The following is a 24,494-nucleotide window of genomic DNA, read 5'->3' on the forward strand; positions in this document are numbered from 1 at the left end:
ACCTCACGCCTGAGACGATGAATGCCCGAAAGTGATCGCGACGCCAAAAGTCGCCCAGACCCAGACGCGCTATTGGCACTTGCCGCGCAGGACCGCCGGGGAAAGCTGACCGTTTTCCTCGGTGCCGCCCCCGGCGTCGGCAAGACCTATGCGATGCTGACCCGGGCGCGCCGCCTGAAACAGGATGGGGTCGACATCGTCATCGGGCTCGTCGAAACCCATGGGCGCAGCGAGACTGCAGCGCTTATCGACGGACTGGAGATCCTGCCGCGCCGCGATGTGAACCATCGCGGCCGCATGCTTTCCGAATTCGACCTCGATGCAGCGCTTGTCCGCCGCCCCAAGATCATCGTCGTCGACGAACTGGCCCACAGCAATCCGGCCGACAGCCGGCATCCGAAGCGCTACCAGGATATCGAGGAACTGATCGCCGCCGGCATTGATGTCTGGACGGCGCTCAACATCCAGCATCTGGAAAGCCTCTCTGACGTGGTCGCGCAGATTGCCGGCGTTCCGGTGCGCGAACGCGTGCCCGATACGGTGCTGAAGCGTGCCGACGAGGTGTTGCTCGTCGATCTGCCGCCGGCTGAACTGATCGAGCGGCTGAAGGAGGGCAAGGTCTATCTGCCCGAAAGCGCCAAGCGCGCCACCGACCGCTTCTTCCGCCTCGGCAACCTGACGGCGCTGCGCGAACTGGCGCTTCGCCGCACGGCCGACCGCGTCGACGACCAGATGGTCGACTACCTCAAGCAGAACGCGATCGAAGGCGTCTGGGCGAGCGGCGAGCGGCTGCTGGTCTGCATTGGTTCTGATCCGCTGTCTGAAAAGGTTGTCCGCACGGCAAGCCGGCTTGCGGAAGGCTTGAATGCGCCGTGGATCGTCGTCTTCATCGAACGCGCCGACCGCGAGAGCGGCGATGGCGAAGACGTGCGCCGTCTCGACGAGACCTTCCGGCTCGCCGAACAGCTTGGCGCCGAGACGCGCCGCATCATAGGTAACGATTTCGTCGAGGAGATCCTCAAGCTTGCGCGCCGCGAACATGCGACGCAGATCGTCATCGGCACACGCCGCCAGTCTTTCCCGATGCGGCTGTTCCGCCAGTCGCTTCCCGACGCGTTGGCAGAACGTGTATCCGAGGTCGGCATCCACCTCGTGACCGATCGCGAAACAGTGCCCGTCAAGCGATCTAAGGGCAAGAGAACGCTGCCGCCGGGAACCGGGCGCTCCGTCGCTATCGCCGCCGGGTCGGTCGCCGCGGCAACGGCGGTCGGATTGCTGCTGGGCCACTTCATAGTCCTGCCCAATATCTCGTTGCTTTACTTGTTGGCGGTTCTGGCTTCTGCGACCTATGCCGGTCATATATCCGCGATCGCCGCGGCGCTGTTTTCGGTGCTTGCCTACAATTTCTTCTTCATCAAGCCGACCGGCACCTTCACCATCGCAGAGCCGCACGAGGTTTTCGCGCTCGTCATCTTCCTGGTCGCCGCGGCCCTGGCCGGAAGCCTTGCCTCGCGGGTGCGCGAACAGGCAAAGACCGCGCGCCAGCGTGCGGCTGCGACCCAGGCGCTCTACGATTTTTCCCGCAAGCTCTCCGGTACCGCCAAGGCCGACGACGTGCTCTGGGCGGCAGTGACACAGATGCAATCGACCCTGAAGCGCAGTTCGGCGCTGCTTTTGCCGGAGGAGGGCGATTTGCAACTGAAGGCCGCCTGGCCGCCGGACACCGAGCTTGATGTCGCCGATATCATGGCGGCGCGCTGGGCGATGGACAAAAAGGAACCGGCCGGCAACGGTACGGGCACCCTGCCCAACAGCCCGTTTCATTTCCGGCCGCTGACGAGCCCGCATGGCGTCGTCGGCGTCTGTGGCTTCGTGCAGGCGGACAAGCCTCTGGAGATCAACGAGGAGCGGGCGCTTTCGGCGATCCTCGACCAGACGGCGATCGCCGTCGACCGCGCACGCCTGTCGCGCGAAAGCCTGGATCAGGCGGCAAAGCTCGAAGGTGAACGTTTCCGCGCTGCACTGCTGTCGTCGATTTCGCATGACCTTAGAACGCCGCTTGCGACCATCACCGGCGCGGTCACCAGCCTTCGCCAGCTTGGCGATCGCATGCCGCCCGAAAGCCGTGACGATTTGCTGAAGTCGATCGAGGAGGAAGGCGGGCGGCTGACCCGGTTCGTCGCCAACCTCTTGGACATGACGCGCATCGAGGCGGGTACGGTCAACGCCAAGCGCGACTGGGTCGATGTCGCCGACGTGGTCAGGGCGTCGGTCGACCGAGCTCGCAAGTACTTCCCCGAGCGTGAGATCGAAACCAGCATCGCGCCGGACCTGCCGCTGATGCGCGGCGACAGCGTGCTTCTCGGGCAGGTGCTCTTCAACCTGCTCGACAACGCCAATAAATATGGCGGCGATGAGCCGATCAGCATCTATGCTCGTTGCGACGGAAACGAGATCACCCTGTCGGTGACCGACCTCGGCAAGGGCATCCCGCCCAAGGACCTCGAGCAGGTCTTCGAGAAATTCTTCCGCCGCGGCAAGGCCGATGGCCGCACGCCGGGTACGGGGCTGGGGCTATCGATCGCGAAGGGCTTCGTCGAGGCGATGGGCGGACAGATCAAGGCGGAAAGCCCGGCGCTGCGGCGCCGCGGCACGCGTATCTCCATGCGCTTTCCTGCCGCCAAGGCTGAAATATCCGAAAAGGACCGTGCATGAGCGTGGAGCGTATCCTCGTTGTCGACGACGAACCCCAGATCCAGCGTTTCCTCAAACCGGCGCTGAGTGCTGCCGGCTATGACGTATTGGAGGCGATGACTGGCGCCGAGGCACTGAAAGCGGCCGCGACAACTGCGCCGGATCTCGTCATCCTCGACCTAGGCCTGCCGGACATGGACGGCAAGGAGGTCATTGCCAACCTGCGCGGCTGGTCGCAGGTGCCGATCATCATCCTCTCGGCGCGTGACCGGGAAAGCGAAAAGATCGCCGCGCTCGATCTCGGCGCCGACGATTACATCGAAAAACCCTTCGGCATCGGCGAACTTACGGCCCGCATCCGCACGGCACTCAGGCACCGGGTGCACATGGACGGCGGCCAGACGCAGCTTTCGGCCGACGGCGTGGCGATCGACACGATCAAGCGCGTGGTGACGAAGGATGGCGAGCCGGTGCGGCTGACGCCGAAGGAGTATGATCTCCTGGTCATGCTGGCACACCATGCCGGTCGGGTGGTCACCCACAAGACGTTGCTCACCTCGGTCTGGGGCGTCGCCCATGGCGAAGACTTGCACTATCTGCGCGTCTTCATCGGCCAGCTGCGCGGCAAGATCGAGCGTGACCCGGCCGATCCGAAGATCATCCGGACGGAGCCGGGCGTCGGCTACCGTTTCGTCGGCGACGAGGGTTGATGGCGGACGGCAGGCAAAGACGACCGCTGCCGCTCGTCACTGGATCTTGACCGCTGTCGGCGTGTCGGTGGCCAGCGTTTCTCCGACGACGACCTTTTTCTTCTTCGGCTGCGGATTTTCGAGGATCGATACGGGCGCGGCGACGGTGACCGCCGCCACATTGCCGACGTTTCTCGCCGTGCCGGCAACGACGGCAGCGATCCCCGTCCCGACCGAGATATCGGAGTCGGTCAGCGTCTGGCCGGTGGCAAGCCGCGTGCCGATGAGCTGCACGATCTGCGGGCTCTCGGCGAACTTGCCGTGATGCAGGCCGTCCTCGGTCTTGACCTTGGTCAGGTCGATCGCAGTGATGCCGGCCTTTTCCAGTTGGGTACGGTAGGGCTCAGCAGACGGGTCGATCGCGCCGAGGCGGGAGACGTCGCCGGAAATGAAGCTGGAGAGCGCCAGCGCACGATCGTCCTGCGAAACGAAGATCGTAAATTTCGGCCGTTTCTGGCCCATCTCGACGAACTGCTTGGCAAAGACGTCGAGGTCGATATCCGGTGAGGCAAGGATGACGTTTTCGATCTTCGACGGCACGTTGCCGTCGCGAATGCCCATCTGTCGAAGCGACTCCATTGTCAGCCAAGTGCCCATCGAGTGAGCGAGGATGGTTATGCTTTTGACCTTCGGCGCGTCGGAAAGTTTCTTCAGAATGTCTTCGAGAGCGGTGCGCGAATAGTTCGTGCTTTCCTTGTCGTAGTTGTAGTCGAAGACATTGGCGCGCGAAGGCCAGGTGAAGAGAACCGGCGTTGCCTGGACGTCCGAGTCGTGGACGATCTGCGCAAGCCGGTAGACGGAATCCTCGTAGCGGTTGTTGAACCCGTGCACGAAGACGAAGGCATTGCCGCCGACATCGTGCTGCACGAACCAGGACTTGGCCTCATCCAGTGTCTGGAGCTGGCGTACGCGCGTAACGGCGAATTCCTTGGTCGGATCCGGCGGCAGCTTGCGCGGCCATTGCACGGTGCCTGACTTGCGAGCTGTGTCCGGCGGGATCGAGACGGCAACGTCGGTGAGGAAAGTGCCGGCGTCGCGTTCGCCGGAAAACAGTGTCGCTGGATCGCCGGAAGGCTCGCGTGTGGTGGCGACGAGCATGTCCACTGTCGAAGTGCCGGGGGTCGGAGAGGTTACGGCAACCGGTGCCATCACGCCCTTGGCATGTCCGCCGCAACCGGCAAGCACGGCCAGAAGTCCAATCATGCAAACTGTTGTTTTTCCACGTGTCAGTCCGCCGCTCGCGGCAGTACGCAAACCCCACTCAAGCATTGACAGTCCCCGGAACACCTAACCTCAGTCGCATCTCACAGCGCTTCTGCGAAGGGAAGATGACAACACTCGAGGCTAATATGCAAGCGGATACAGATTGAGAGTTCGCGATAAGGTTGTTTGGAGGGAAAGGAATGTCGCATTGGGCGTGTATCTCAGCGCGACATTCGGTCTTGCAGGATAAGAAAGATCTAGTCTGCGGTGGCAGCCAGCGCGCCGAGGATCGCGTGAACAGCCTTGATACGCTCCGGATTGGGGAAGTTCCGGTTTGCCAGCATGACGACGCCTATCCTCTTCTCCGGCACGAAGGCGACGTAGCCGCCGAACCCGTTGGTGGAGCCGGTCTTGTTGTAGAGCGTTGCGTCGTCGGGGCGCTTGGGCGGGTTCAGTGCCGTCACGGGGTGGGCATCGAGAGCCATGGTGCGGGAGTTGCCGTCGAGCAACCGCTCGAGCGACACCGGATAGGAATATTGCTCCCAGCCAAGGCCCTGGATCATCTTGCCGCTGTCGAAGTAGCCGATATGGGTTCCCTCGATGGCGCGGCGCACGGTTTCATCGTACCTCTCCGGAGAGATGTTGGCATCGACGAAGCGGATCATGTCTGCAGTCGAGGATTTGACCCCGTAGGCCTCCGCGTCGAACATGCCGGGACTGACGCGGATCGGCTTGTCGGCCTTGCCATAGCCCCAGGCGTAGTTGCCCATGGCACTCTTGGGAACGACGACGTAGCTGTGCTGAAGGCCGAGTTTTGGAAACAGCTCGGTCTCCAGTGCTTGCGAGAAGCTGCCACCCAAGGCGAGACCCGCTATGTGGCCGAAGAGGCCGATGCTCGGATTGGAGTAGCGGCGCGTCTTTCCGGGTGCTGCGTCCGGTTTCCACTTGCTGTAGTAGGCCAGCATGTCGGCGTCGTTCTTGACCGCGTCGGGAAACTGCAGCGGCAGGCCGCCGGCCGTATAGGATGCGAGGTGAAGCAAGGTCGCCTTGTCGATGGCGGTGCCGCTGAGCGCAGGCATGTATTGGCCGGGATGCTCGTCGAAGGACAGCTTGCCGCGCGCCTGCGCATAGGAAGCGAGCGTTCCGGCAAATGTCTTGCTGATCGAGCCGAGCTCGAACAGCGTGTTCTCGGTGACGGGATCATTCGTCTCCTTGGAGGCGATGCCATAGTCGGCGAAATAGTGCTGGCCGTCAACGGTGACCGCGATTGCCATGCCCGGCACCTTGTGCTCGCGCATGACCGGACGGATTGCCTTGTCGATGGCCGCGACGATCCGGGCCTGCTCGCTGCCCTCGGCAAGGGCGGTGGCCGCGAGAGATGCGTAGATTGCAGTAGCAAGCCCTAATTTGATTGTCGTCGTTCTGTTCATTCCGTGTACTCTTTCTCGATAGCGCGATGCCCGTGGTTTGGCTTCTGAGCGAGATATCGGTAGCGATCGGCTGTGGGTTGCCTGGGGTAATCGCCCGAAATTGCGCGTCGGCTTTTCTTGTGCGGGCAACGCATCAGGCCGGTGAGAGAAACGCCCGGCAAGGGGCAGGGCAGACCTAGACCGTCGGTGGCTCCGTCACAAACGATGATATTTCGAGGGAGCCCCAAAAAAATCTAAGGCGACAGGGTCTTGCACCAGTAAACCGAGTTGTCCGGCGTGCACCGAACGTGACCGCGAGCAAGGCCCGAGTATCACGGGGTACATTGTCATAGTCGCCAGGTAGGCGTAGTATTCGCCAGCGGTTTGGGCGTTCTGATCTCCGGACCGACTGTTTAATCTGCAAACAGCTTCTCGTCGAACAGAAGAATCTCTCCCGTATCGGGGGATCATACTCCGAAGCTTATTTACAGCTGACGCCACTCAATGGCGCCTCCGCCGATCTTTATTCCAATAGACGGCCATACTGGAGGATAATATGAGCAAGCAGACGATAACTATCATTCTTGCTGGTGCCCTTGCCTTGTCAGGGTGCCAATCCGCTTCCGTGTCCAGGAGCGGCGTGACCGGCAACGAATTCGGCTGCATCGCCGGAACCGTCGGCGGCGCGATCGTTGGCGGCTTGATCGGCTCGACGATTGGTTCGGGTACCGGTCAGCTATGGGCCGTTGGCGGCGGCGCGACGCTCGGTGCGGCCGCAGGCAATGCGCTGACGTGCGTTTATTACTGATCGCGGAAGGGTGAGGGATGAGAAAACTCGTTCTCCTGGGCCTACTTGTGGTCGGCCAGATCGCTCCGGTGCTCGCCCAGCAGCAGGCTGCGACGATGAACCAGGGGCAGATGAATGCGCTCGATCGCAACAAGGATGGGGCGATCGACCGGTCCGAGTACCAGGCGTTCATGACGACCGCGTTCGCCAATCTTGACAAGAACAAGGACGGTAGTCTGAGTCCCGAAGAGACGAAGCAGGCGCTGAACGCTCAGCAATTTGCCGCCACCGACGCGAACAGCGATGGCAAGATCACCCAGGCAGAATTCCTCGACCGGGTGATGGCGGACTTCAAGACTGCCGATCGCAGTGGCGACGGAAACTTGAAGTAGCGCGGCTGGTGTAGGGCTGGTGTGCGGTCGATCGACCGTGGGCGCCCAGGTGAACGGGATCCGCAGATACGCGGCCGGCAGGTCTTGCCGGCCGCGCGGTTGCGCTTGTTGCGGCTACCGAAGCAGCTTCAGCAGTTCCTTGGCGCCGGAGGTCGAGGATGACGGATTCTGCCCGGTGACAAGGCGTCCATCGACGACGGTGAAATCCGCCCAATCGGCCCCCTTCTCGAAGTGACCGCCGAGACGTTTCAATTCGTCTTCGACGAGGAAGGGGACGACATCCGTCAACTGCACGGCTGCCTCTTCCGAGTTGGTAAAGCCGGTCACGCGTTTTCCCTTGACGATAGGCTCACCCTGATCTGTCACCTTCTTCAGCACGCCCGGCCCATGGCAGACCGCAGCGACCGGTTTGCCGGCATTGTAGAAGCTTTCGATCAGCGCGATCGAGTTCACATCGTTGACGAGGTCCCACATCGGTCCGTGACCACCGGGATAAAACACTGCGTCGAAATCGTCAGCCTTGACGTCGGCAAGCCGATGGCTATTGGCGAGCATCCGCTGTGCAGCGGGATCGTCCTTGAAGCGGGCCATCGCTTCGGTCTGGTTGCCGAGATCGTCGCTCTTCGGGTCGATCGGCGGCTGTCCGCCCTTGGGCGAGGCCAGCGTAATATCGACGCCCGCATCCCGGAAAACGTAATAGGGTGCTGCGAACTCCTCGAGCCAGAACCCGGTCGGTTTACCGGTGTTGCCAAGCTGGTCGTGCGACGTCAGAACCATCAGTATCTTCATCTTTCGCTCCCTTTGATGCGGCGGCTCCCATTGAGCCGCCGGTCGGAATGGCACCGGCTATTGGCGGTACTTCGCGGTGTACTGGCCGAGGTTCCTTTCGACGTCGCCGGGTTGCTGCAGTCCCTGCTCGACCAACGCCTTGACCCGGGATTGGGCGGCGGGACGCTGGACCGACGTGATGAATGCGTCCCAGCCGGGCTGCATCTCTTCCTCCGGTGGCAGGCTGGCCCGGTCGATCAGCTTCTTGGTCTCGACAATGGCATGCTGGTCGAAAGAGGCGATGCGTTTCGCCAGGCCATCGACAAAGGCGTCCAGTTCCGCGTCCGGTAGCGCTCGGTTCACGTAGCCGTAGCGTTCGGCCAGTTCTCCATTGAAATCATCGGCGCCGATCAGGATCTCGATCGCCCGGCCGCGACCGACGAGGCGCGGCAGGTAGGCCATCGGTCCGCCTCCGGGCACGAAGCCGGCGCCGACTTCGAACTGGGATAGTACCGCTTTCTCGCGGCTGGCGAAACGCATGTCGGCCGCAAGCGCCAGTTCACTGCCGATGCCGCTTGCCCGCCCGCGAATGGAAACGATCGTCACGGCCTTCAGGCGGCTGAGGCGGGTCATGAAATCGGGCACCGGATGCATGCCCGTCGGGCCGGCAGCCATGCCGGTCGAATCCTCGAGCGGCTTCAGAAGATCGTAGTGCGCCATGAAGTAGCCCGGCACCGCGCTGTCGAAGACGACGACCTTGACGTTCGGGTCGGCTTCGACCTGGTCGAGGATCTGCACGAGCCGGCGAACCTCAGCCGGACCGACGATGTTGAGCGGCGGGTTGTTGAAGGTGACAGTCCAATAGGCTGCGCTGTTGCGTATCAGCCGGATCTTTTCCGACTGCGCGGTCTCGGCAGGTTGGCTCTGCACAGTCCTGGTGCCGGACGGGTCCGCGGACTGGGCGGGTGATTGGATGGTCGAAATGATTGCCGCCGATGCCGCCAGAAGAACGGCCAGTTTTCTGATGCCTCTCATCGTCCTGTCTCCACAGTGTGAGTGCCGGATTGGATGGCCGGGCGCTCGGTTTCAATGGAGTCATCTTCACGCATTCCGGCATTCGGGTGAATGCATGCTGTTCGGTAGTCACTGTGCCGAAAATCGGTTGAATTCGATATCCCTTGACCTCAGCTTATCTTGAGGTCGTAACAACGGATCCGAGAAGCAAAGAGCCTAGCGACAGGATCGGATTTCATGCGCATCATCAAACTTGCACTGCCTGCATCTGATGTTTCAAAGAGCGCAGCCTACTTTCGGGGCCTGCTGGAACTGCCGGGTGCCGGCAACTCCATCCAGGTCGGATGGAGCGAAATCGAGCTGATCTCTGCCGTCGAACCGTCGCCGCATGGCGTGCATCTGGCCTTCAATGTGCCCTATGGGCGGTTTGATGCGGCAGTAACATGGTTGAAGGAGCGCGCACCGCTCCAGGCGGAACCGGACGGCGACGAGAGCTTCGCTCTTGAGGGATACTGGCAGTCCAGATCCGTCTACTTCGAAGGTCCCGACGGCTCAGTGCTAGAATTGATCGGTCGCCGCCGGCTGAGCGATCCTGCCGTCACGTGGCCATTCAGCGGTTCCGATTTGTACTGTCTCAGCGAGGTCGGGCTTCCAACCGATGATGTCGAGGGGACCGTAGCTGCGGCCGCGCGGACGTTCGGTCTGACAACGCTCGGGCCGGCCTCCGCCAGTTTCGCTGCCATCGGCGGCGACGAGGGGATGCTGATCGCCGTCGATCCGAACCGTCCCTGGTTTCCGCAACGGCGCCAGTTGCCAAGCGCCCGGGGCTTGGAGATCTGGCTGGACGGCGTAGAGGCGCCAGGGGTTCTTTCGGACCGCAGTCATGGCTGGAAGGTCTGCGCAGGATAGCGCGGTTCGTGCTGTGGCTTACGTAGCCAGGGGATGGACGGCCTTTAAGGTTGCCCAGCCACCCCGCTAGCGAGATGGTGGCGACTTGTCAGAGGTCCGAACCCCAGGAGGTGTAAAGCACTTCGCCGCGGAGCCGCTCAAACAGGGCGTTGGCTGCTAGTTACCAAAGTAGACTGTCACGCCCTGCCGCCGTTCATAGCGGTAATAGTCACGATATCCGTATCGGTAGCTATCACGATATCCGTCGTATCGGGAGTAACGAGGGTAGCACCTGCCATAATAACCGCAGGGACGATGTGCGTACCGCCGTTTCCAGTGGCGATCCGCATGCCAATGACGATGTTTCCGGTGTTTTACCTGCTCGACACCGCCGGCCTGCACTTGTTCGGCTTTCGGCGCGAAAATCGGCGCGGCGGTTAGCGGTAGCGCGAAAGATGCCGCCAGGACTGCGGCTCCGAGGGTGGAAAATAGCTTTTTCATTTGACGCATCCTCTCTGGTTCTCAGCCTGGTTCCTCAAGCCTGAACCTCCGATGAACTGGCGAAATGGACCCCAGAGCGCTGTCGCTTGGGACTGGGGCGAGCGCTCTGGGATCATTGGCGCGAACGGTGGCGGGACAATGCCGTTGACGCACGCCGAGGAATGGCGAGGCCATCCGGATTCTGCAACCCAGTTAGGACCAATGCGAGGTCGCCTCGGACCTAGGTCTGAGCTTGTGACGATCAGCGTTTCAGCTTCTTTTGTTGCCGGCGTCGTCGCGTTCACGATGAAAGGCGGGTTTCACATCCAGTGATCACGCAGTGATCTCGTCACGCGGACAGCGCGAGGGCTATGGACCAGGCAGACACAGCCATCAAAATCCAAACGCGGGCGTTGCGGTAGCGTTGCCCGGCGGGCACCTTCCCAGTCGTAGGACATGAACTTCCCCCTCTCGGCTGCGCACAATTCCTAATTGCAGCATCGCTGGAGACACTTTTTACACGATGTCCGCGCCCGGCAGGCCGAGACGTTTCCGCTCGTGCAGCCTTTCCGGTCAAGTGACGTCCACGTACCGGCCGATCGACCGAAGGTAGGCGACGATCTCCAGTCTCAACGGACCCCGCCTTCCGTACTTTTCTCCAATGCGGTTGATTTCTTCAATGGCGGCATCCTGCTCCTCGACATCGCCGATTACGTACATGTCGTGCCCAACAGCGCTGATTTGGCAGCCGGCCCCGATTACCTCGGATACGAAGGCAGAAATCTCGCTCGTCTTCATCATGCGTCGTTGGGTGTTTGTCATCTCAGATCCTCCATAGGGGAAGGCGAGGACAGGATGCGGTTGTTCGGCAGGTGACAAAAGTGTCCCCCTCAGATTTGACGGTGGGACGGCTTGGTTGCATTCGACCCCAGAGCGCTACGTTGCCTCCGGGTGCGCTCTGGGGTCATAGCGCCAAGTGCGGTTGACGCTCAACTAGGAATGGCAGTGCCGATCGGATTCGGCAACGCAGATAGGACCTTTGCCGGAGCGAGTAAGACCTAGGTCTGGGGTGGTTTCCCCGAGACTGACTAGCGCTTCAGCTTCCCGACGCTGATCGTGTTCCCGTCGCTGTTCCGGCACGTCCTGCGCCGCTGCAAAGCCAAATTCGATTGTGTCTTGTCGAAGCGGCGCACACGACCGTTTGCATTGATCGGTGGGATTTACGCCCCGCCTAGGCGCCCACCGCCGGTCTTGGAAATGAGGTACAGCAAGGAGACCAGAATAAGTAGTGCCATACCAATGGCCCAGATTCCTGTTCCGACAATAGAGTTCGTCGTCCAGCTGACAAGGCCGCCAGCAATCATAAGGAACCATCCCAATAGAATTTGGATACGGGCGAATGCGAGAGACATTGCCTACTCCTATTCGAAGCATCCCAGGGCGACCACGCTACCGACGCCTCCGGCAATTGCGCCAATCAGTCCGACCAACTCGGTTCCGAGTTCTGGCATCCCCATACCTGCGCCGAAACCTGTGAGGTAGCCTACGATTGCGCCGGACAGCAGACCGAGGCAACACACCCACGTTGGCTTGAACGGCAACTCTCCCTCCCGCGGACGCCCTTCTTCCAATCAGTGTACCGCAACCGTTTCTTGATTTCACCTACTCTGAATTGAGTACGCCTCCTATCCGGTTGGTCTCTGTCCCGTGATTTTATCCGCGGAGGCATTGTCGCTAGCCTTGGCTCGGGCCCGAGCCTTCGTTTCGGCTGTTCCTTGACGGCTCGCAGCGCCCTAACAGCTTCGCGTCCGGTAACGGTAATCTTGAAGCGCTCGGTTCCTGTTAGAACGGGAGGCAATGGCTCGATGTACCCCAGCTGAAGCAGGCTCGATATCGTCTTCTCGCCAACATAGAGCTGCGCCCTGTTTTCCCATGGCTGGCGGTCAAGGATGGCGAGCGCCTTGCGTTGATAGGCACCAAGTTCGGACATCCACGCCCCTGTTGCATCTTTCGGGATCGAGAATGAATGCCTTTCCGATTCGTGCCAACTGACCTTTCACGGGTCGTGAAAGTGCTCAATCAGCCTTCCTACCGCGATCGGAAAGGGGGTGTAGAGGGGGATTGAACCCATCTCTCTGGGCTACTGCGTCGATTTCGCTTCGCTTTTCAGAAGGAAATGGTGCCGCTTACGTGACTCGAACACGTGACCCCATCATTACGAATGATGTGCTCTACCGACTGAGCTAAAGCGGCCCGGAGGCGGTTCCGCGGAAGTCCGCGGAACGAATGTGAGGCGCTGATAAACGCAAAGCGCCAAGATTTCAAGCCATCAGTTTCGAGAAGTTGAAAATTCCTTGTTGGTGGCGATGGCAGCAGTGGAATGCAGGCCAAGGCGGGTGCGTGCCGCGTCGTATTCGCGCTCGAGCCGGTCGACGAGGCGGGCGACGGATGTTACTTCCTTGACGGCGCCGATGCCCTGGCCGCAGCCCCAGATGTCCTTCCAGGCTTTGGCACCTTCGGTCGCCTTGGCGAAATCCATTTTCGAGGGGTCGGCTTCTGGCAGGCTCTCCGGGTCCATGCCGGCGGCGGTGATCGAGGGCTTCAGATAGTTGCCGTGAATGCCGGTGAAATAGTTGGAGTAGACGATGTCGGCGGCGTTGCTGTCGACGATCATCTGCTTGTAGGCGTCGCTGGCGCGGGCCTCTTCGGTGGCGATGAAGGGCGAGCCGATATAGGCCATGTCGGCGCCCATCGCCTGAGCCGCCAAAATGGCGCCGCCGGTGGCAATCGCGCCGGAGAGAAGCAAGGGTCCGTCGAACCAGGAACGGATCTCCTGGACAAGGGCAAAGGGAGAAAGCGTACCGGCATGGCCGCCGGCGCCGGCGGCAACGGCGATCAGACCGTCCGCGCCCTTGCGGATCGCCGAATTGGCGTGGCGGTTGTTGATGACATCATGCAGCACGATGCCGCCATAGGAATGGATGGCCGCATTGACCTCCGGCACGGCGCCAAGCGAGGAGATGACGATCGGAACCTTGTACTTGATGCACAGCATCAGGTCCTGTTCGAGCCGCGCATTCGACTTGTGCACGATCTGGTTGACGGCAAAGGGCGCGGCCCGTCGGCCAGGGTTCTTGGCGTCGTGGTCGGCCAGCGTTTCAGTGATTTCAGCAAGCCATTCATCGAGCTGCGAGTGTGGCCGGGCGTTCAACGCCGGAAAGGAGCCGATGACGCCGGCCTTGCACTGGGCGATGGTCAGTTGCGGATGCGAGATGATGAAGAGCGGCGCGCCGACAACGGGCAGTCTCGTCGTTCCGGAAAGAATAGGCGGAAGCGGCATCGGTTTCTCCATCCCTCGATAAGTCGCATCGAAATTTTGACGTTTGCGTAAACGTCAAAATAGATAGCAGCAAGTTTGCCACTTGCAAAGGGGCGCGATTGGCGGCTCCATCGACCTATGAACGGATCCGCGCCGCGAGCAGCTGCGGTGTTTTCCCCGGCCTTGGCCGCCCGAACCGGTCGCCGGACTTGCGGATTCTGGCATGAGCGGTTACGCAATTGTTAACAAAACCAACGGCGTGCCTCCAGTGTTAACCGTTAGGCCCTTGCGGACAGGTCGCCAAGTGCCGTTCGGCTGCAGCCCGCCGGCAGGCCAAAAGCCCTGCCTACACAGAAGGACTTGATGTGAGCGGACTTGAGACTGCGATCAGAAATGCGCTGGAGCGCTCGGACCGCGCCAATGCAGAGACACGCGCGCGCATCTATCAATCGGCTCGCCAGGCGCTCGAGACCGGACTGCAGAAGCAGGGGATAGAAGACGCCAACGTCATCGCGCAGCAGCGCCACCGCCTGGAAGCGGTCATTCATGCAATCGAAACGGAAGAACGGGCAGCCCTGAAAGCGCGGCAATCGGCGCCACCGGTTGTCAGCCTCGACGATACCGCACGTTCGCGCGGGCCGGAGCAGGCGCGTGCCGAACCGCCGCGGCCGCAGCCTCAAGCTCAGACCCAGCCACAGCCTGCGACGCCTGATCGCCGGGAACCGGGCTTTGCAGCCGATGCGCCACGCTCTGCGGCTGGCGACGGCGGTCTGGGCGGTCTTCGCGCCGATCGTGATGGCCCGGTCGTCTCGACGCGCGCCGCCGAAGCGGTCGAGAAAAAGTCGCAGATCGCCGCCGGTGTGCCTGAGGTGCGCGGCGATACCGACCGCAAGCGCCGGCGCAAACGCAGCCGCTTCCTGTCCTTCACCATGGTCGTGGTCACGCTGGCCGCCGCTGCTGGTGCTGCCTACTGGTGGGTTGAGACCAACGATCTCCTGAAGTCGGCGGCCGAGCGCGACACCAACGTCGCCAACCCGCCGGCGTCCGTGGCATCGGAAGATTTCGACGGTGCCGCAGGCTTGCAGACGCTCGGCGCCCAACAGGGCTTTACCGGTGATTGGGTGGAGGTCTTCACGCCTGCCAAGGCTGACGCTGTGACGCCCGGATCGCGCGCCAAGGCCGATCCCCTGGATGACGACGGTGGCCGGCGCATCCAATTGACGTCGGCGGTTGCCGAGACCGAGGGTGACATCACCATCCAGATTCCGGCCGCGATCCTGGCCGAGCTTTCCGGAAAGACGTCGACCCTGGCGCTGACGGTGCAGGCTGAGCCGGGCAAGACCACTGAGTTTGCCGTCGAGTGCAATTTCTCCTCGCTCGGCGAATGCGGCCGCCACCGGTTCACGGTGCACGACGAACGGCTGGACATGCTGTTCAAGGTCACCTTCGACCGCAGCCTGGCGCCAAGCTCCGCCGGCCAGATCGTGATCAACAGCGACATCAGCGGCGAGGGCAAGAGCCTCAATCTCTACGCCATCCGCGTGCTGCCGGGTCAATAAGGCGGCCAGGCAGGGACCTATGGAAAGGAGCGTGAAGCGGCCAACCGGCCGCCTTTTGCCTCGGCGGCCAGCCCGGCCGCGAAGGGCCGGCGCTTATTTCAGGAAACCGGGCCCGGACCCGACGATCTTGTCGTCGACCTCGCCGATCGCGCCCTTGTCCTTGCCGTCATAGTCGAGCGCCGTCAGGATATGGCGGATGAGGTTGAGCCGTGCCCGGCGCTTGTCGTTACCGCGAACCACGGTCCAGGGCGCGTGATCGGTATGGGTCGCCTTCAGCATCTCGTTGCGTTTGGCCGTGTAGTCGTCCCATTTGTTGAGGGCGGCAATATCCATCGGCGAAAGCTTCCAGATCTTCAGCGGATCGTGGCGACGGTCGTGGAAGCGCTTGAGCTGCATTTCGCGGCCGACATTGATCCAGAATTTGAAGAACTGGATATCCTCATGCACGATCATCTTTTCAAAGCGCGGCGCCTGCTTCAGGAATTGCTTGTACTGCTCGGGCGTGCAGAAGCCCATGACTGGCTCCACGCCGGCGCGGTTGTACCACGAGCGGTCGAACAGCACGAACTCTCCCGCCGTCGGCATGGTCGCAACATAACGCTGGAAGTACCATTGCCCGCGTTCGGTCTCCGTCGGCTTCGTTAGCGCGACGATCCGCGCCCAGCGGGGGTTCAGGTTGCTCAAGGTCGCCTGGATCGCGCCGCCCTTGCCGGCGGCATCGCGGCCCTCGAAGAGCGCCATCATGCGTTTGCCGGTCTTCTGCTGCCAGAGCTGGACCTTGACGAGCTCGACCTGGAGCGCCTCCAGCGTCTCGAGATACTCCTCCTCGTCGAGCTTCTTCTTGTAGGGATAGTCGTCGGAGGCGAAGGCTTCGTCGTCAATCCACTCCGGCAGCTCGGGGTTGTCGATGTCGAAGATCCGAGTCTTGCCGTCGATCGAAAGTTCCACCGCGCGGCTTTCAGCCTTTTCCGTGGTCTGCGCTAACGCCATATGCTCGCCCCTCCGGCTTGGCGCACGGGGCCGAAAACCAGCTTCGATCATCGGCAGGATCATGCGCGTTTTCAAACTTGTGGAACCTGCGCGCACTGTTTTGAAAGGCACGGTGCTCGAGGCTCGATTTCCTTGGAGGAGGCCATAATTGCATTGCGGATTCAAGCCGGTCGTGAAAATCATGTCATGAAGGATCGCTATTTCTCGACCATTTAGGTTCGGGAGGAAGTTGAAAGTGATTCATGAGGATGTCGAGGTGGACGGTTCGAAGGCGTTCTGGCGGGACCTGGTGCCGCGGCTGAAAGCAGAACGCTGGCTGCTGGGCCTTACCCTGCTGTTGGCGATCCTTGCCACCTTCGCCGGTATCCACTTCCTGATCGTCCTGCCCTTCTGGATCGTTCTGGTTGCAGCCCTTCTCAATCGCACCGCCCCGGCGTCGGTCATATTGAGCCCGGCCAAGACCGTGGTCGTGGCGGGGCCGGCAAGCGACCCGCTCGTGCCGGCCCTGAACGCGCTCGACATGCCGGTCATTGTGGTGGGCGCCGACGAGACGGTGGTCTTTCAGAACGTCGCCGCGGAGAAAGCCTTCGGCACCATTCCGCCGAACACCTACCTGGCTGCACGCATCCGTTCACCCGGGATTCTCGACATGGTTCGGGAGACCATGGCGACCGGCAAGGCGAACCAGATCGAGCATACGGAGCGTTTGCCGTCCGACGCCGTCTATGTCGTGCGCGTGGCGCCGGCGGAGATCGGCGGCGAGGGACCGGCGCGCCGCATCTTCCTGATCACCTATCGCGATATCTCCCAAGCCCGCCGTATCGACCGCATGCGCTCGGACTTCGTCGCCAATGCCAGCCACGAGTTGCGCACGCCGCTGGCGTCGCTGCGCGGCTTCATCGAGACGCTGCAGGGGCCGGCGCGCAACGACCTGAAGGCGCAGGAGAGATTCTTCGGCATCATGCACGAGCAGGCGACGCGCATGAGCCGTCTGGTCGACGATCTCCTGTCCTTGTCGCGGCTGGAATTGCGCTCGCATATTGCGCCCGATGACCCGATCGATCTGGTGCCGCTGCTCGGGCATGTGCGCGACAGCCTGCTGCCGCTGGCCAAGGATCTCGACGTTGCGGTCTCGCTGGTGGTGCCGGACAAGCCGGTCATCGTCCAGGGTGATCGTGACGAACTGATCGAGGTGTTCGAGAACCTGATCGAGAATGCGTGCAAATACGGGCAGGAAGGCAAGAAGGTCGACGTGACCTTGCGTGGCGTCGAAGGCTCGCAGGCCGAAGTGATCGTCAAGGATTATGGACCGGGCATTCCGGCAGAGCACGTGCCGCGCATTACCGAGCGGTTTTACCGGGTCAATGTCGAGGCCAGCCGCTCGAAAAAGGGGACCGGCCTGGGCCTTGCCATCGTCAAGCACATCCTCACCCGACACCGTGCCCGGCTGCTCATTCATTCCGAGGTCGGAAAAGGTACGACTTTTACGGTCCGCTTCTGACATATTGGCGCGGGAAAAACCGGGACAGTTCATTTTTCGTTAGGTTTTTCAATGACATGAACTGTCATAAATGTTTCGTCAAACTGACATAAAAGGTGTGGCCATCGGCGGCTAACTAGGGGCAGCCGAAAGACGGCGAAGAGCGCTGCAACGCTTGGCGCACACCAACACAAGCCCATTCCGGGAGAACTTCTATGAAAGCTCTTAAACTCACTGTCGCGGCGCTGGTAGCATCCGCCGCATTTGCTGGCGTAGCCGCCGCGCGCGACCAGGTTCAGGTCGCCGGCTCCTCGACCGTTCTTCCCTACGCCAAGATCGTCGCCGAGACGTTCGGCGAGACCTTCCCGGACTTCAAGACCCCGGTCGTTGAATCGGGCGGCTCCTCGGCCGGCCTGAAGGAATTCTGCAAGGGCGTCGGCCCGGACACCATCGACATCGCCAACTCCTCGCGCAAGATCAAGGACAGCGAAGTTGAGGCCTGCAAGGCCGCTGGCGTCACCGAAATCCAGGAAATCAAGATCGGTTACGACGGCATTGTATTCGCAACCGACAGCGGCAACGCCGACCTCGCTCTGAAGCCGGCTGACCTCTACAAGGCGCTCGCTGCTGAAGTCGTCGTCGACGGCAAGATCGTTGCCAACCCCTACAAGAAGTGGTCGGAAGTCAACTCCGCTCTTCCGGACGTGGAAATCGCCGCCTTCATCCCGGGCGAAAAGCACGGCACCCGCGAAGTCTTCGAAGAGAAGATCCTGACCGCAGGCTGCAAGGAAGCTGGCGCCGTTGACGTGATCAAGGCTGCCGTTGCCGATGAAAAGCAGCAGCACAGCAAGTGCGTTGCCGTTCGTAAGGATGGCATGGCTGTCGACATCGACGGTGACTACACCGAAACGCTCGCCCGCATCGCTGCCAACAAGAACGGCATCGGCGTGTTCGGCCTTTCCTTCTACGAAAACAACGCTGACAAGCTGAAGGTCGCGACCGTCAACGGCATCGTTCCGTCGACCGAAACGATCGCTTCCGGCGAGTATCCGGTTTCCCGCCCGCTGTTCTTCTACGTCAAGAAGGCACATCTCGGCGTTATCCCGGGCCTCAAGGAATATGTTGAGTTCTTCATCAACGACCAGATGGTCGGCCCGGACAGCCCGCTCGCCGAGTACGGCCTGGTTGCTGCTCCGGACGCTGAGCGCGAAGAAGTCCGCAAGGCTTTCGAAGCCGGCAACATGCTCTGATAATGACAAGCCCCGGCGCGACACTGCTCGCGCTGGGGCATGCCTTCATTCGATTGGCCGGTGGCCCATGACGGGCGATGCCGGGGAGACGTGCCAATGAGTACTTCGCTCCTTCTTTTGTTAATTGTTGCTATCGGTTTCATTGCCTATTTTTCCGGCCGTTCGCGCTCGCTTGGGCTGGCTGGCGGCAAGCTCTCCAACCTCCATTCCCTGCCGGGCTATCATGGCAGCTACGTCGCTATCTGGGCGATGTTGCCGGCGGCGCTGGTTCTCGGCACCTGGCTGATTGCCGCTCCTATCTACATCGATGGGAACACGCGCGCGGCTCTGCCGGATAGCGTTCAGAGCCAGGGCGCTGCTGCCGTCGAACTGGCGCTTGGTCAGGTCAAGTCCGTTGCAGGCGGCCTGCTGCGCTTGAGCGGCGAGGAAGTCGCAGCGCTCGAAAGCGGTGCTGCCAATCTTCGCTCGACGCTCGCGGCCAAGGGCGTCGCCCTCGCCGGCGAAGGCGAGCCGTACATGGTTGCCGCCGCAAAGCACTACAACGCGATGACGAGCACCAACCGCTGGCTCATGAGCGCGGCCGTTCTTTTGATCGCGATCGCCGGCTGCATTTATGCCATTCGCAATGTCGCGACGCGCTTTCGTGCGCGCAACCAGGTCGAGCGGGTCATCCTCGGCTCGCTGATCGTCGCGTCCTCCATCGCCATTCTGACGACCGTCGGCATCGTTGCCTCGATGCTGTCGGAAGCCGGCCGCTTCTTCACGATGGTCTCGCCGTTCGAGTTCTTCTTCGGCACGGTCTGGGATCCGCGCTTTGCTGCCGCCGGTAGCGGTGGCGCCTCGGGTCAGTTTGGCCTGATCCCGCTTCTCGCCGGCACGCTCTACATCGCCTTCGTTGCCATGCTCTTTGCCGTGCCGATCGGCCTGTTCGCCGCCATCTACATGGCGGAGTATGCGAGCCCGAGACTGCGTTCGACTGCAAAGCCACTGCTCGAAGTTCTCGCCGGCATCCCGACCATCGTCTACGGTTTCTTTGCACTGGTCACGGTCGGTCCGTTCCTGCGCGATATCTCCGCTCAGTTGAACGGTCTCGTCACCGGCAACTACCAGAATTTCATCCAGGCGCAGAGCGTCGTCACTGCCGGCATCGTGATGGGCATCATGCTGATCCCGTTCGTGTCGTCGCTGTCGGACGACATCATCACCCAGGTGCCGCGGGCGCTGCGTGACGGTTCGCTCGGCCTCGGTGCCACCCGCTCGGAGACGGTCAAGAAGGTCATCCTTCCGGCCGCACTGCCCGGCATCGTCGGCGCTCTTCTTCTGACCGCCTCGCGCGCCGTCGGCGAAACCATGATCGTGGTGCTGGCCGCCGGTGTTGCCGCCCGCATGCAGATCAATCCTTTCGAACCGATGACAACGGTGACCGTGAAGATCGTCAACCAGTTGACGGGCGACCTTGAGTTTACCTCGCCGCAGACGCTGGTCGCCTTCGCCCTGGGCATCACGCTCTTTGTCATCACGCTCGGCCTCAACATTTACGCGCTCTACATCGTGCGCAAATACCGGGAACAGTACGAATGACCGACATCGCTTCACCGACCGTCCGGATCTCCGCCCGTCCCGAATCCACCAAGCGTGATATCGGCATCAAGCGCCGCTACGCCGCCGAGCGCCGGTTCCGCGCCTACGGGATCGCGGCAATCAGCACCGGTCTCTTCTTCCTGGCGCTCTTGCTGTGGACCGTCATTTCCAACGGCTACACCGCCTTCCAGCAGACGACGATCACCCTGCCGATCGAGTTCACCGAAAAGGTCATCGACCCGAACGGCGAACGCACGACCGACGCCAAGGTGCTGATGACCGCGAATTACCCGGTGCTGGTGCGTGAAGCGCTCGTCAAGCAGCTGGGCATCGATCCGAGCAAGCGGCCGCTGGTCAAGCAGGCAACCGACATGATGTCTGCGAGCTCCCGCACGCTGTTGCGCGACATGGTCGTCAAGGATCCGTCGATCATCGGCACGACCGTTCCGGTCACGTTGCTCGCCGAAGCCAACATCGACTCCGCCTACAAGGGGCAGATCGACCTCAAGGTCGAAGAGAGCAAGCGCAAGGTCAAGGACCAGCAGGTCACCTGGATGAACCAGCTTGCCGAAGCCGGCGTACTGAAGAAGAGCTTCAATACCGGTATCTTCACCTTCGGCGCTTCCAGCCGTCCTGAGGCAGCTGGTGTCGGTGTCGCCGCTCTCGGCTCGCTGTTCATGATGCTGATCGTGCTGGTGCTGTCGCTGCCGATCGGTGTCGCTGCTTCGATCTATCTCGAAGAGTTCGCGCCGAAGAACCGGCTGACCGACCTGATCGAGGTCAACATCAACAACCTCGCGGCCGTTCCGTCGATCGTCTACGGTCTCTTGGGTCTGGCAGTCTTCATCAACTTTGCCGGCATGCCACGTTCGGCGGCCGTCGTCGGTGGTTTTGTGCTGACGCTGATGACGTTGCCGACGATCATCATCGCCACCCGCGCGGCATTGAAGGCGGTTCCGCCGTCGATCCGTTCGGCAGCCCTCGGCCTCGGCGCGTCGAAGATGCAGACCATCTTCCATCACGTGCTGCCGCTGGCGATGCCAGGGATTCTGACCGGCACGATCATCGGCCTTGCCCACGCTCTGGGCGAGACCGCGCCGCTGCTTCTGATCGGCATGGTCGCCTTCGTCGTCGACTTTCCGGGCTCGCCGATGGAGCCGTCGACCGCGCTGCCGGTACAGATCTACATGTGGGCCAATGAAGCCGAACGTGCCTTCGTCGAACGCACATCCGGGGCGATCATCATTCTCCTGATCTTCCTCGTCTTCATGAACCTTGGGGCAATTCTCTTGCGTCGTCGCTTTGAGCGTCGCTGGTAGTGGGGTAAGGACTATGAACATGCTGTCGGAAGCTTCAGTCGAAAAGGCTCTTGACCTGAAAATGAACACGGTGCCCTACAAGATGATCGGCAAGGATGTGTCGGTCTACTACGGCGAGAAGCGCGCGCTTTTCGACGTGAACCTCAACATCCGCGAAAACACGGTCACGGCGCTGATCGGTCCGTCCGGCTGTGGCAAGTCGACCTTCCTGCGCACGCTGAACCGGATGAACGACACCATCGAGAACTGCCGCGTCACCGGCAAGATCACGCTCGATGAGGACGACATCTACGATCCGACGATCGACGTCGTGGAGCTTCGCGCTCGCGTCGGAATGGTGTTCCAGAAGCCGAACCCGTTCCCGAAGTCGATCTACGACAACGTCTCCTACGGTCCGCGCATTCACGGGCTCGCGCGCACCAAGGCTGAGTTCGACGAGATCGTCGAGACCAGCCTGCAGAAGGCCGGTCTGTGGAACGAAGTGAAGGACCGGCTGCATGAGCCGGGCACGGGTCTTTCGGGCGGCCAGCAGCAGCGCCTGTGCATCGCGCGCGCCGTTGCCGTCAGCCCCGAAGTCATCCTCATGGACGAACCCTGCTCGGCGCTCGATCCGATCGCGACCGCCAAGGTCGAGGAGCTCATCCACGAGCTGCGCACGAACTTCACGATCGTGATCGTGACCCATTCGATGCAGCAGGCAGCCCGCGTGTCGCAGCGCACCGCCATGTTCCACCTCGGCAACCTCGTCGAGGAGAACGACACCGACAAGATGTTCACCAATCCGGATGACCAGCGCACCCAGGATTACATCATGGGCCGCTTCGGTTGAGGCCGGATTCGGCAGCAACAACACCCTGAACGCGCCCGTAAGGATCGACGATCATGTCTATGCATATTATGTCCGCCTACGACGAAGAACTGAAATACCTGACGCGCCGCATCTCGGAAATGGGCGGTCTCGCCGAGCAGATGGTCGCCGAATCCGTTCGTGCGCTCGTCAATTCCGACCTGGCGCTGGCGCAGAAGGTCATCTCGGACGATACCATTCTCGACGATGCCGAGCGCCAGATCGGCGAGAAGGCGATCGTCACGATCGCCAAGCGCCAGCCGGTCGCAGCCGACCTTCGCGAGATCATGGGCTCGATCCGCATCGCCTCCGATCTGGAGCGCGTCGGCGACCTTGGCAAGAACACCGCCAAGCGCGTGATCGCGGTTGCCGGTTCCGGCATCCCGCGCAAGCTTGCACGCGGCCTCGAGCACCTTGCCGAATTGGCGCTGGTTCAGCTCAAGGAAGTGCTCGACGTCTACGCGTCGCGTTCGCCGGAAAAGGCCAACAGCATCCGTGAGCGTGACGAGGAGATCGACGCGATCTACACCTCGCTGTTCCGCGAGCTTTTGACCTACATGATGGAAGATCCGCGCAACATCACGCCCTGCACGCATCTTCTGTTCTGCGCCAAGAACATCGAGCGCATCGGCGACCATGCGACCAACATCGCCGAGACGATCTACTACATGGCGACAGGCGCACAGCCGGAAGGCGAACGTCCGAAGGATGACAACACGTCGACGCTAGGCTCGGTCACCGACTGAGCGTCAAGCGCGCCGTTCGCATGCATGCCTATTGAGTATCATCTGGTCGCGGCTTCGGTCGCGGCCCCGATTTCCTGCATCTGAAGCATGCGGTTTCCCGCTGCCTTTGAAAACGGCGGCCGTGGTTCCAGATTTAGAGTGTCAGGGCGCTTTGGCGATCGAAAGGATCGCGCGGCGCTCGCGGTAAGGAGACGTTACCTTATGCTGCCAAAAATCGCCGTAGTCGAAGACGAAGAGGCGCTGAGCGTCCTGCTGCGTTACAATCTCGAAGCCGAGGGCTTCGACGTCGATACGATCCTCAGGGGCGACGAGGCCGAAATCCGCCTGCAGGAACGGTTGCCCGACCTGCTCATCCTCGACTGGATGCTGCCCGGCGTCTCCGGCATTGAGCTTTGCCGACGCCTGCGCCAGCGTCCGGAAACCGAACGCCTGCCGATCATCATGCTGACGGCGCGCGGCGAGGAAAGCGAGCGCGTTCGTGGTCTTGCGACCGGCGCCGACGACTACGTGGTCAAGCCATTCTCGACGCCGGAACTGATGGCCCGCGTCAAGGCGATGCTTCGTCGGGCGAAGCCGGAAGTGCTTTCCACGCTGTTGCGTTGCGGCGACATTGAGCTCGACCGCGAGACCCACCGTGTGCACCGCCGCAGCCGCGAGGTTCGCCTGGGCCCGACCGAGTTCCGCCTGCTCGAGTTCCTGATGTCCTCTCCGGGCCGCGTCTTCTCGCGCTCGCAGCTTCTCGATGGCGTCTGGGGTCATGACATCTATGTCGACGAACGTACCGTCGACGTGCATGTCGGCCGCCTGCGCAAGGCCTTGAATTTCTCGAGCATGCCCGATGTTATCCGCACCGTTCGCGGTGCCGGCTATTCGCTTGAAAGCTGACGAGACCGAGCGGCCAGCGAGGCCGGGTAGAGAGCATAAAAAAGGGGCCGATCGGCCCCTTCAGACCGCTGACAAACCCGTCGATATTTTCGGCGGGTTTTTGTTTTTGTGGCAGGCATTTTTGTTCGGGCTGT

General features: G+C 61.6%; 22 protein-coding genes and 1 tRNA gene. 13 read left to right on the forward strand and 10 right to left on the reverse strand.

Annotated elements, in window-relative coordinates; all coding sequences use genetic code 11:
* The first annotated feature begins 21 nt into the window (after nucleotides 1-21).
* Together MKZ91_RS22530 and MKZ91_RS22535 are read left to right on the forward strand one after the other, a co-directional pair.
* The gene (locus tag MKZ91_RS22530) at nucleotides 22-2,715 is read left to right on the forward strand and encodes a sensor histidine kinase KdpD (RefSeq protein WP_336173262.1); all 2,694 of its coding nucleotides are present in this window, start codon (nucleotides 22-24) and stop codon (nucleotides 2,713-2,715) included.
* Nucleotides 2,712-3,404 (forward strand): response regulator, encoded by a 693-nt coding sequence (locus MKZ91_RS22535; protein ID WP_336173264.1) that lies wholly within the window; start codon nucleotides 2,712-2,714, stop codon nucleotides 3,402-3,404. The genes MKZ91_RS22530 and MKZ91_RS22535 overlap by 4 nt, the downstream gene beginning before the upstream one ends.
* Before the next feature lie 36 nt (nucleotides 3,405-3,440).
* Here MKZ91_RS22535 and MKZ91_RS22540 read toward each other — a convergent pair whose 3' ends face one another.
* Nucleotides 3,441-4,646 carry an alpha/beta hydrolase gene (locus tag MKZ91_RS22540; protein WP_336173265.1) on the reverse strand — a complete coding sequence of 402 codons (1,206 nt, stop codon included), beginning with the start codon at nucleotides 4,644-4,646 and terminating at the stop codon, nucleotides 3,441-3,443.
* A 257-nt stretch (nucleotides 4,647-4,903) separates the two neighbouring features.
* The gene (gene ampC / locus MKZ91_RS22545; RefSeq protein WP_336173266.1) at nucleotides 4,904-6,076 is read right to left on the reverse strand and encodes a class C beta-lactamase; all 1,173 of its coding nucleotides are present in this window, start codon (nucleotides 6,074-6,076) and stop codon (nucleotides 4,904-4,906) included.
* Nucleotides 6,077-6,611: 535 nt separating this feature from the next.
* On the opposite strand from ampC, the gene MKZ91_RS22550 reads away from it, so the two are divergent.
* Nucleotides 6,612-6,863, forward strand: coding sequence for a glycine zipper 2TM domain-containing protein (locus tag MKZ91_RS22550; protein WP_336173267.1), 252 nt, complete (start codon nucleotides 6,612-6,614; stop codon nucleotides 6,861-6,863).
* A gap of 17 nt (nucleotides 6,864-6,880) precedes the next feature.
* Entirely contained in the window at nucleotides 6,881-7,234 is a 354-nt protein-coding gene (locus MKZ91_RS22555) for an EF-hand domain-containing protein (protein WP_336173268.1), read from the forward strand.
* Nucleotides 7,235-7,348: 114 nt separating this feature from the next.
* On the opposite strand, the gene MKZ91_RS22560 is transcribed toward MKZ91_RS22555, so the two are convergent.
* Nucleotides 7,349-8,023 (reverse strand): type 1 glutamine amidotransferase domain-containing protein, encoded by a 675-nt coding sequence (locus MKZ91_RS22560; protein ID WP_336173269.1) that lies wholly within the window; start codon nucleotides 8,021-8,023, stop codon nucleotides 7,349-7,351.
* A gap of 57 nt (nucleotides 8,024-8,080) precedes the next feature.
* Entirely contained in the window at nucleotides 8,081-9,037 is a 957-nt protein-coding gene (locus tag MKZ91_RS22565; RefSeq protein WP_336173270.1) for an enoyl-CoA hydratase/isomerase family protein, read from the reverse strand.
* A 216-nt stretch (nucleotides 9,038-9,253) separates the two neighbouring features.
* On the opposite strand from MKZ91_RS22565, the gene MKZ91_RS22570 reads away from it, so the two are divergent.
* Nucleotides 9,254-9,925: a hypothetical protein gene (locus MKZ91_RS22570; protein WP_336173271.1), complete on the forward strand. Its 672-nt coding sequence runs from the start codon at nucleotides 9,254-9,256 to the stop codon at nucleotides 9,923-9,925.
* A gap of 156 nt (nucleotides 9,926-10,081) precedes the next feature.
* Here MKZ91_RS22570 and MKZ91_RS22575 read toward each other — a convergent pair whose 3' ends face one another.
* The 5 genes from MKZ91_RS22575 to MKZ91_RS22595 all read right to left on the reverse strand — a co-directional run bounded on the left by MKZ91_RS22575 (nucleotide 10,082) and on the right by MKZ91_RS22595 (nucleotide 13,724).
* Nucleotides 10,082-10,405: a hypothetical protein gene (locus tag MKZ91_RS22575; protein ID WP_336173272.1), complete on the reverse strand. Its 324-nt coding sequence runs from the start codon at nucleotides 10,403-10,405 to the stop codon at nucleotides 10,082-10,084.
* Nucleotides 10,406-10,957: 552 nt separating this feature from the next.
* Nucleotides 10,958-11,206: a hypothetical protein gene (locus MKZ91_RS22580; protein ID WP_336173273.1), complete on the reverse strand. Its 249-nt coding sequence runs from the start codon at nucleotides 11,204-11,206 to the stop codon at nucleotides 10,958-10,960.
* A gap of 398 nt (nucleotides 11,207-11,604) precedes the next feature.
* Complete coding sequence (locus MKZ91_RS22585) at nucleotides 11,605-11,796, reverse strand: hypothetical protein (RefSeq protein ID WP_336173274.1); 192 nt, start codon at nucleotides 11,794-11,796, stop codon at nucleotides 11,605-11,607.
* Between the two features lie 765 nt (nucleotides 11,797-12,561).
* Nucleotides 12,562-12,637, reverse strand: a tRNA-Thr gene (locus MKZ91_RS22590).
* A 76-nt stretch (nucleotides 12,638-12,713) separates the two neighbouring features.
* Nucleotides 12,714-13,724: an NAD(P)H-dependent flavin oxidoreductase gene (locus MKZ91_RS22595; RefSeq protein ID WP_336173275.1), complete on the reverse strand. Its 1,011-nt coding sequence runs from the start codon at nucleotides 13,722-13,724 to the stop codon at nucleotides 12,714-12,716.
* Between the two features lie 344 nt (nucleotides 13,725-14,068).
* Here MKZ91_RS22595 and MKZ91_RS22600 point away from each other — a divergent pair, with 344 nt between their 5' ends.
* Entirely contained in the window at nucleotides 14,069-15,262 is a 1,194-nt protein-coding gene (locus MKZ91_RS22600) for a biotin transporter BioY (protein ID WP_336173276.1), read from the forward strand.
* A gap of 93 nt (nucleotides 15,263-15,355) precedes the next feature.
* Here MKZ91_RS22600 and ppk2 read toward each other — a convergent pair whose 3' ends face one another.
* Nucleotides 15,356-16,252, reverse strand: a complete 897-nt coding sequence (gene ppk2, locus MKZ91_RS22605; RefSeq protein ID WP_336173277.1) for a polyphosphate kinase 2 — start codon at nucleotides 16,250-16,252, stop codon at nucleotides 15,356-15,358.
* 235 nt (nucleotides 16,253-16,487) lie between these two features.
* Between ppk2 and phoR the strand changes: the two genes are divergently transcribed.
* From phoR to phoB, 7 genes are all read left to right on the forward strand, one after another.
* Nucleotides 16,488-17,753 carry a phosphate regulon sensor histidine kinase PhoR gene (gene phoR / locus MKZ91_RS22610; protein WP_336173278.1) on the forward strand — a complete coding sequence of 422 codons (1,266 nt, stop codon included), beginning with the start codon at nucleotides 16,488-16,490 and terminating at the stop codon, nucleotides 17,751-17,753.
* A 194-nt stretch (nucleotides 17,754-17,947) separates the two neighbouring features.
* Nucleotides 17,948-18,982, forward strand: a complete 1,035-nt coding sequence (locus MKZ91_RS22615; RefSeq protein ID WP_336173279.1) for a substrate-binding domain-containing protein — start codon at nucleotides 17,948-17,950, stop codon at nucleotides 18,980-18,982.
* 96 nt (nucleotides 18,983-19,078) lie between these two features.
* On the forward strand, nucleotides 19,079-20,563 hold the full coding sequence (gene pstC, locus MKZ91_RS22620; protein WP_336173280.1) for a phosphate ABC transporter permease subunit PstC: 1,485 nt from the start codon (nucleotides 19,079-19,081) through the stop codon (nucleotides 20,561-20,563).
* Nucleotides 20,560-21,882 (forward strand): phosphate ABC transporter permease PstA, encoded by a 1,323-nt coding sequence (gene pstA / locus MKZ91_RS22625; RefSeq protein WP_336173281.1) that lies wholly within the window; start codon nucleotides 20,560-20,562, stop codon nucleotides 21,880-21,882. Before pstC ends, pstA begins: the two co-directional genes overlap by 4 nt.
* Before the next feature lie 13 nt (nucleotides 21,883-21,895).
* Entirely contained in the window at nucleotides 21,896-22,711 is an 816-nt protein-coding gene (gene pstB / locus MKZ91_RS22630; protein WP_336173282.1) for a phosphate ABC transporter ATP-binding protein PstB, read from the forward strand.
* A 50-nt stretch (nucleotides 22,712-22,761) separates the two neighbouring features.
* Nucleotides 22,762-23,475, forward strand: a complete 714-nt coding sequence (gene phoU, locus MKZ91_RS22635) for a phosphate signaling complex protein PhoU (protein WP_275024478.1) — start codon at nucleotides 22,762-22,764, stop codon at nucleotides 23,473-23,475.
* A gap of 201 nt (nucleotides 23,476-23,676) precedes the next feature.
* Complete coding sequence (gene phoB / locus MKZ91_RS22640; RefSeq protein ID WP_065794638.1) at nucleotides 23,677-24,360, forward strand: phosphate regulon transcriptional regulator PhoB; 684 nt, start codon at nucleotides 23,677-23,679, stop codon at nucleotides 24,358-24,360.
* Nucleotides 24,361-24,494 lie beyond the last annotated feature (134 nt).

Source organism: Ensifer sp. MJa1 (assembly GCF_037026475.1).
GTDB lineage: Bacteria > Pseudomonadota > Alphaproteobacteria > Rhizobiales > Rhizobiaceae > Ensifer.

Excerpts from the sequence above, each read along its gene's own strand:
- MKZ91_RS22530 (WP_336173262.1), top strand. The coding sequence starts at position 22 with ATGCCCGAAAGTGATCGCGACGCCAAAAGTCGCCCAGACCCAGACGCG.
- MKZ91_RS22535 (WP_336173264.1), top strand. The coding sequence starts at position 2,712 with ATGAGCGTGGAGCGTATCCTCGTTGTCGACGACGAACCCCAGATCCAG.
- MKZ91_RS22540 (WP_336173265.1), bottom strand. The coding sequence starts at position 4,646 with ATGATTGGACTTCTGGCCGTGCTTGCCGGTTGCGGCGGACATGCCAAG.
- ampC (WP_336173266.1), bottom strand. The coding sequence starts at position 6,076 with ATGAACAGAACGACGACAATCAAATTAGGGCTTGCTACTGCAATCTAC.
- MKZ91_RS22550 (WP_336173267.1), top strand. The coding sequence starts at position 6,612 with ATGAGCAAGCAGACGATAACTATCATTCTTGCTGGTGCCCTTGCCTTG.
- MKZ91_RS22555 (WP_336173268.1), top strand. The coding sequence starts at position 6,881 with ATGAGAAAACTCGTTCTCCTGGGCCTACTTGTGGTCGGCCAGATCGCT.
- MKZ91_RS22560 (WP_336173269.1), bottom strand. The coding sequence starts at position 8,023 with ATGAAGATACTGATGGTTCTGACGTCGCACGACCAGCTTGGCAACACC.
- MKZ91_RS22565 (WP_336173270.1), bottom strand. The coding sequence starts at position 9,037 with ATGAGAGGCATCAGAAAACTGGCCGTTCTTCTGGCGGCATCGGCGGCA.
- MKZ91_RS22570 (WP_336173271.1), top strand. The coding sequence starts at position 9,254 with ATGCGCATCATCAAACTTGCACTGCCTGCATCTGATGTTTCAAAGAGC.
- MKZ91_RS22575 (WP_336173272.1), bottom strand. The coding sequence starts at position 10,405 with ATGAAAAAGCTATTTTCCACCCTCGGAGCCGCAGTCCTGGCGGCATCT.
- MKZ91_RS22580 (WP_336173273.1), bottom strand. The coding sequence starts at position 11,206 with ATGACAAACACCCAACGACGCATGATGAAGACGAGCGAGATTTCTGCC.
- MKZ91_RS22585 (WP_336173274.1), bottom strand. The coding sequence starts at position 11,796 with ATGTCTCTCGCATTCGCCCGTATCCAAATTCTATTGGGATGGTTCCTT.
- MKZ91_RS22595 (WP_336173275.1), bottom strand. The coding sequence starts at position 13,724 with ATGCCGCTTCCGCCTATTCTTTCCGGAACGACGAGACTGCCCGTTGTC.
- ppk2 (WP_336173277.1), bottom strand. The coding sequence starts at position 16,252 with ATGGCGTTAGCGCAGACCACGGAAAAGGCTGAAAGCCGCGCGGTGGAA.
- MKZ91_RS22615 (WP_336173279.1), top strand. The coding sequence starts at position 17,948 with ATGAAAGCTCTTAAACTCACTGTCGCGGCGCTGGTAGCATCCGCCGCA.
- pstC (WP_336173280.1), top strand. The coding sequence starts at position 19,079 with ATGAGTACTTCGCTCCTTCTTTTGTTAATTGTTGCTATCGGTTTCATT.
- pstA (WP_336173281.1), top strand. The coding sequence starts at position 20,560 with ATGACCGACATCGCTTCACCGACCGTCCGGATCTCCGCCCGTCCCGAA.
- pstB (WP_336173282.1), top strand. The coding sequence starts at position 21,896 with ATGAACATGCTGTCGGAAGCTTCAGTCGAAAAGGCTCTTGACCTGAAA.
- phoB (WP_065794638.1), top strand. The coding sequence starts at position 23,677 with ATGCTGCCAAAAATCGCCGTAGTCGAAGACGAAGAGGCGCTGAGCGTC.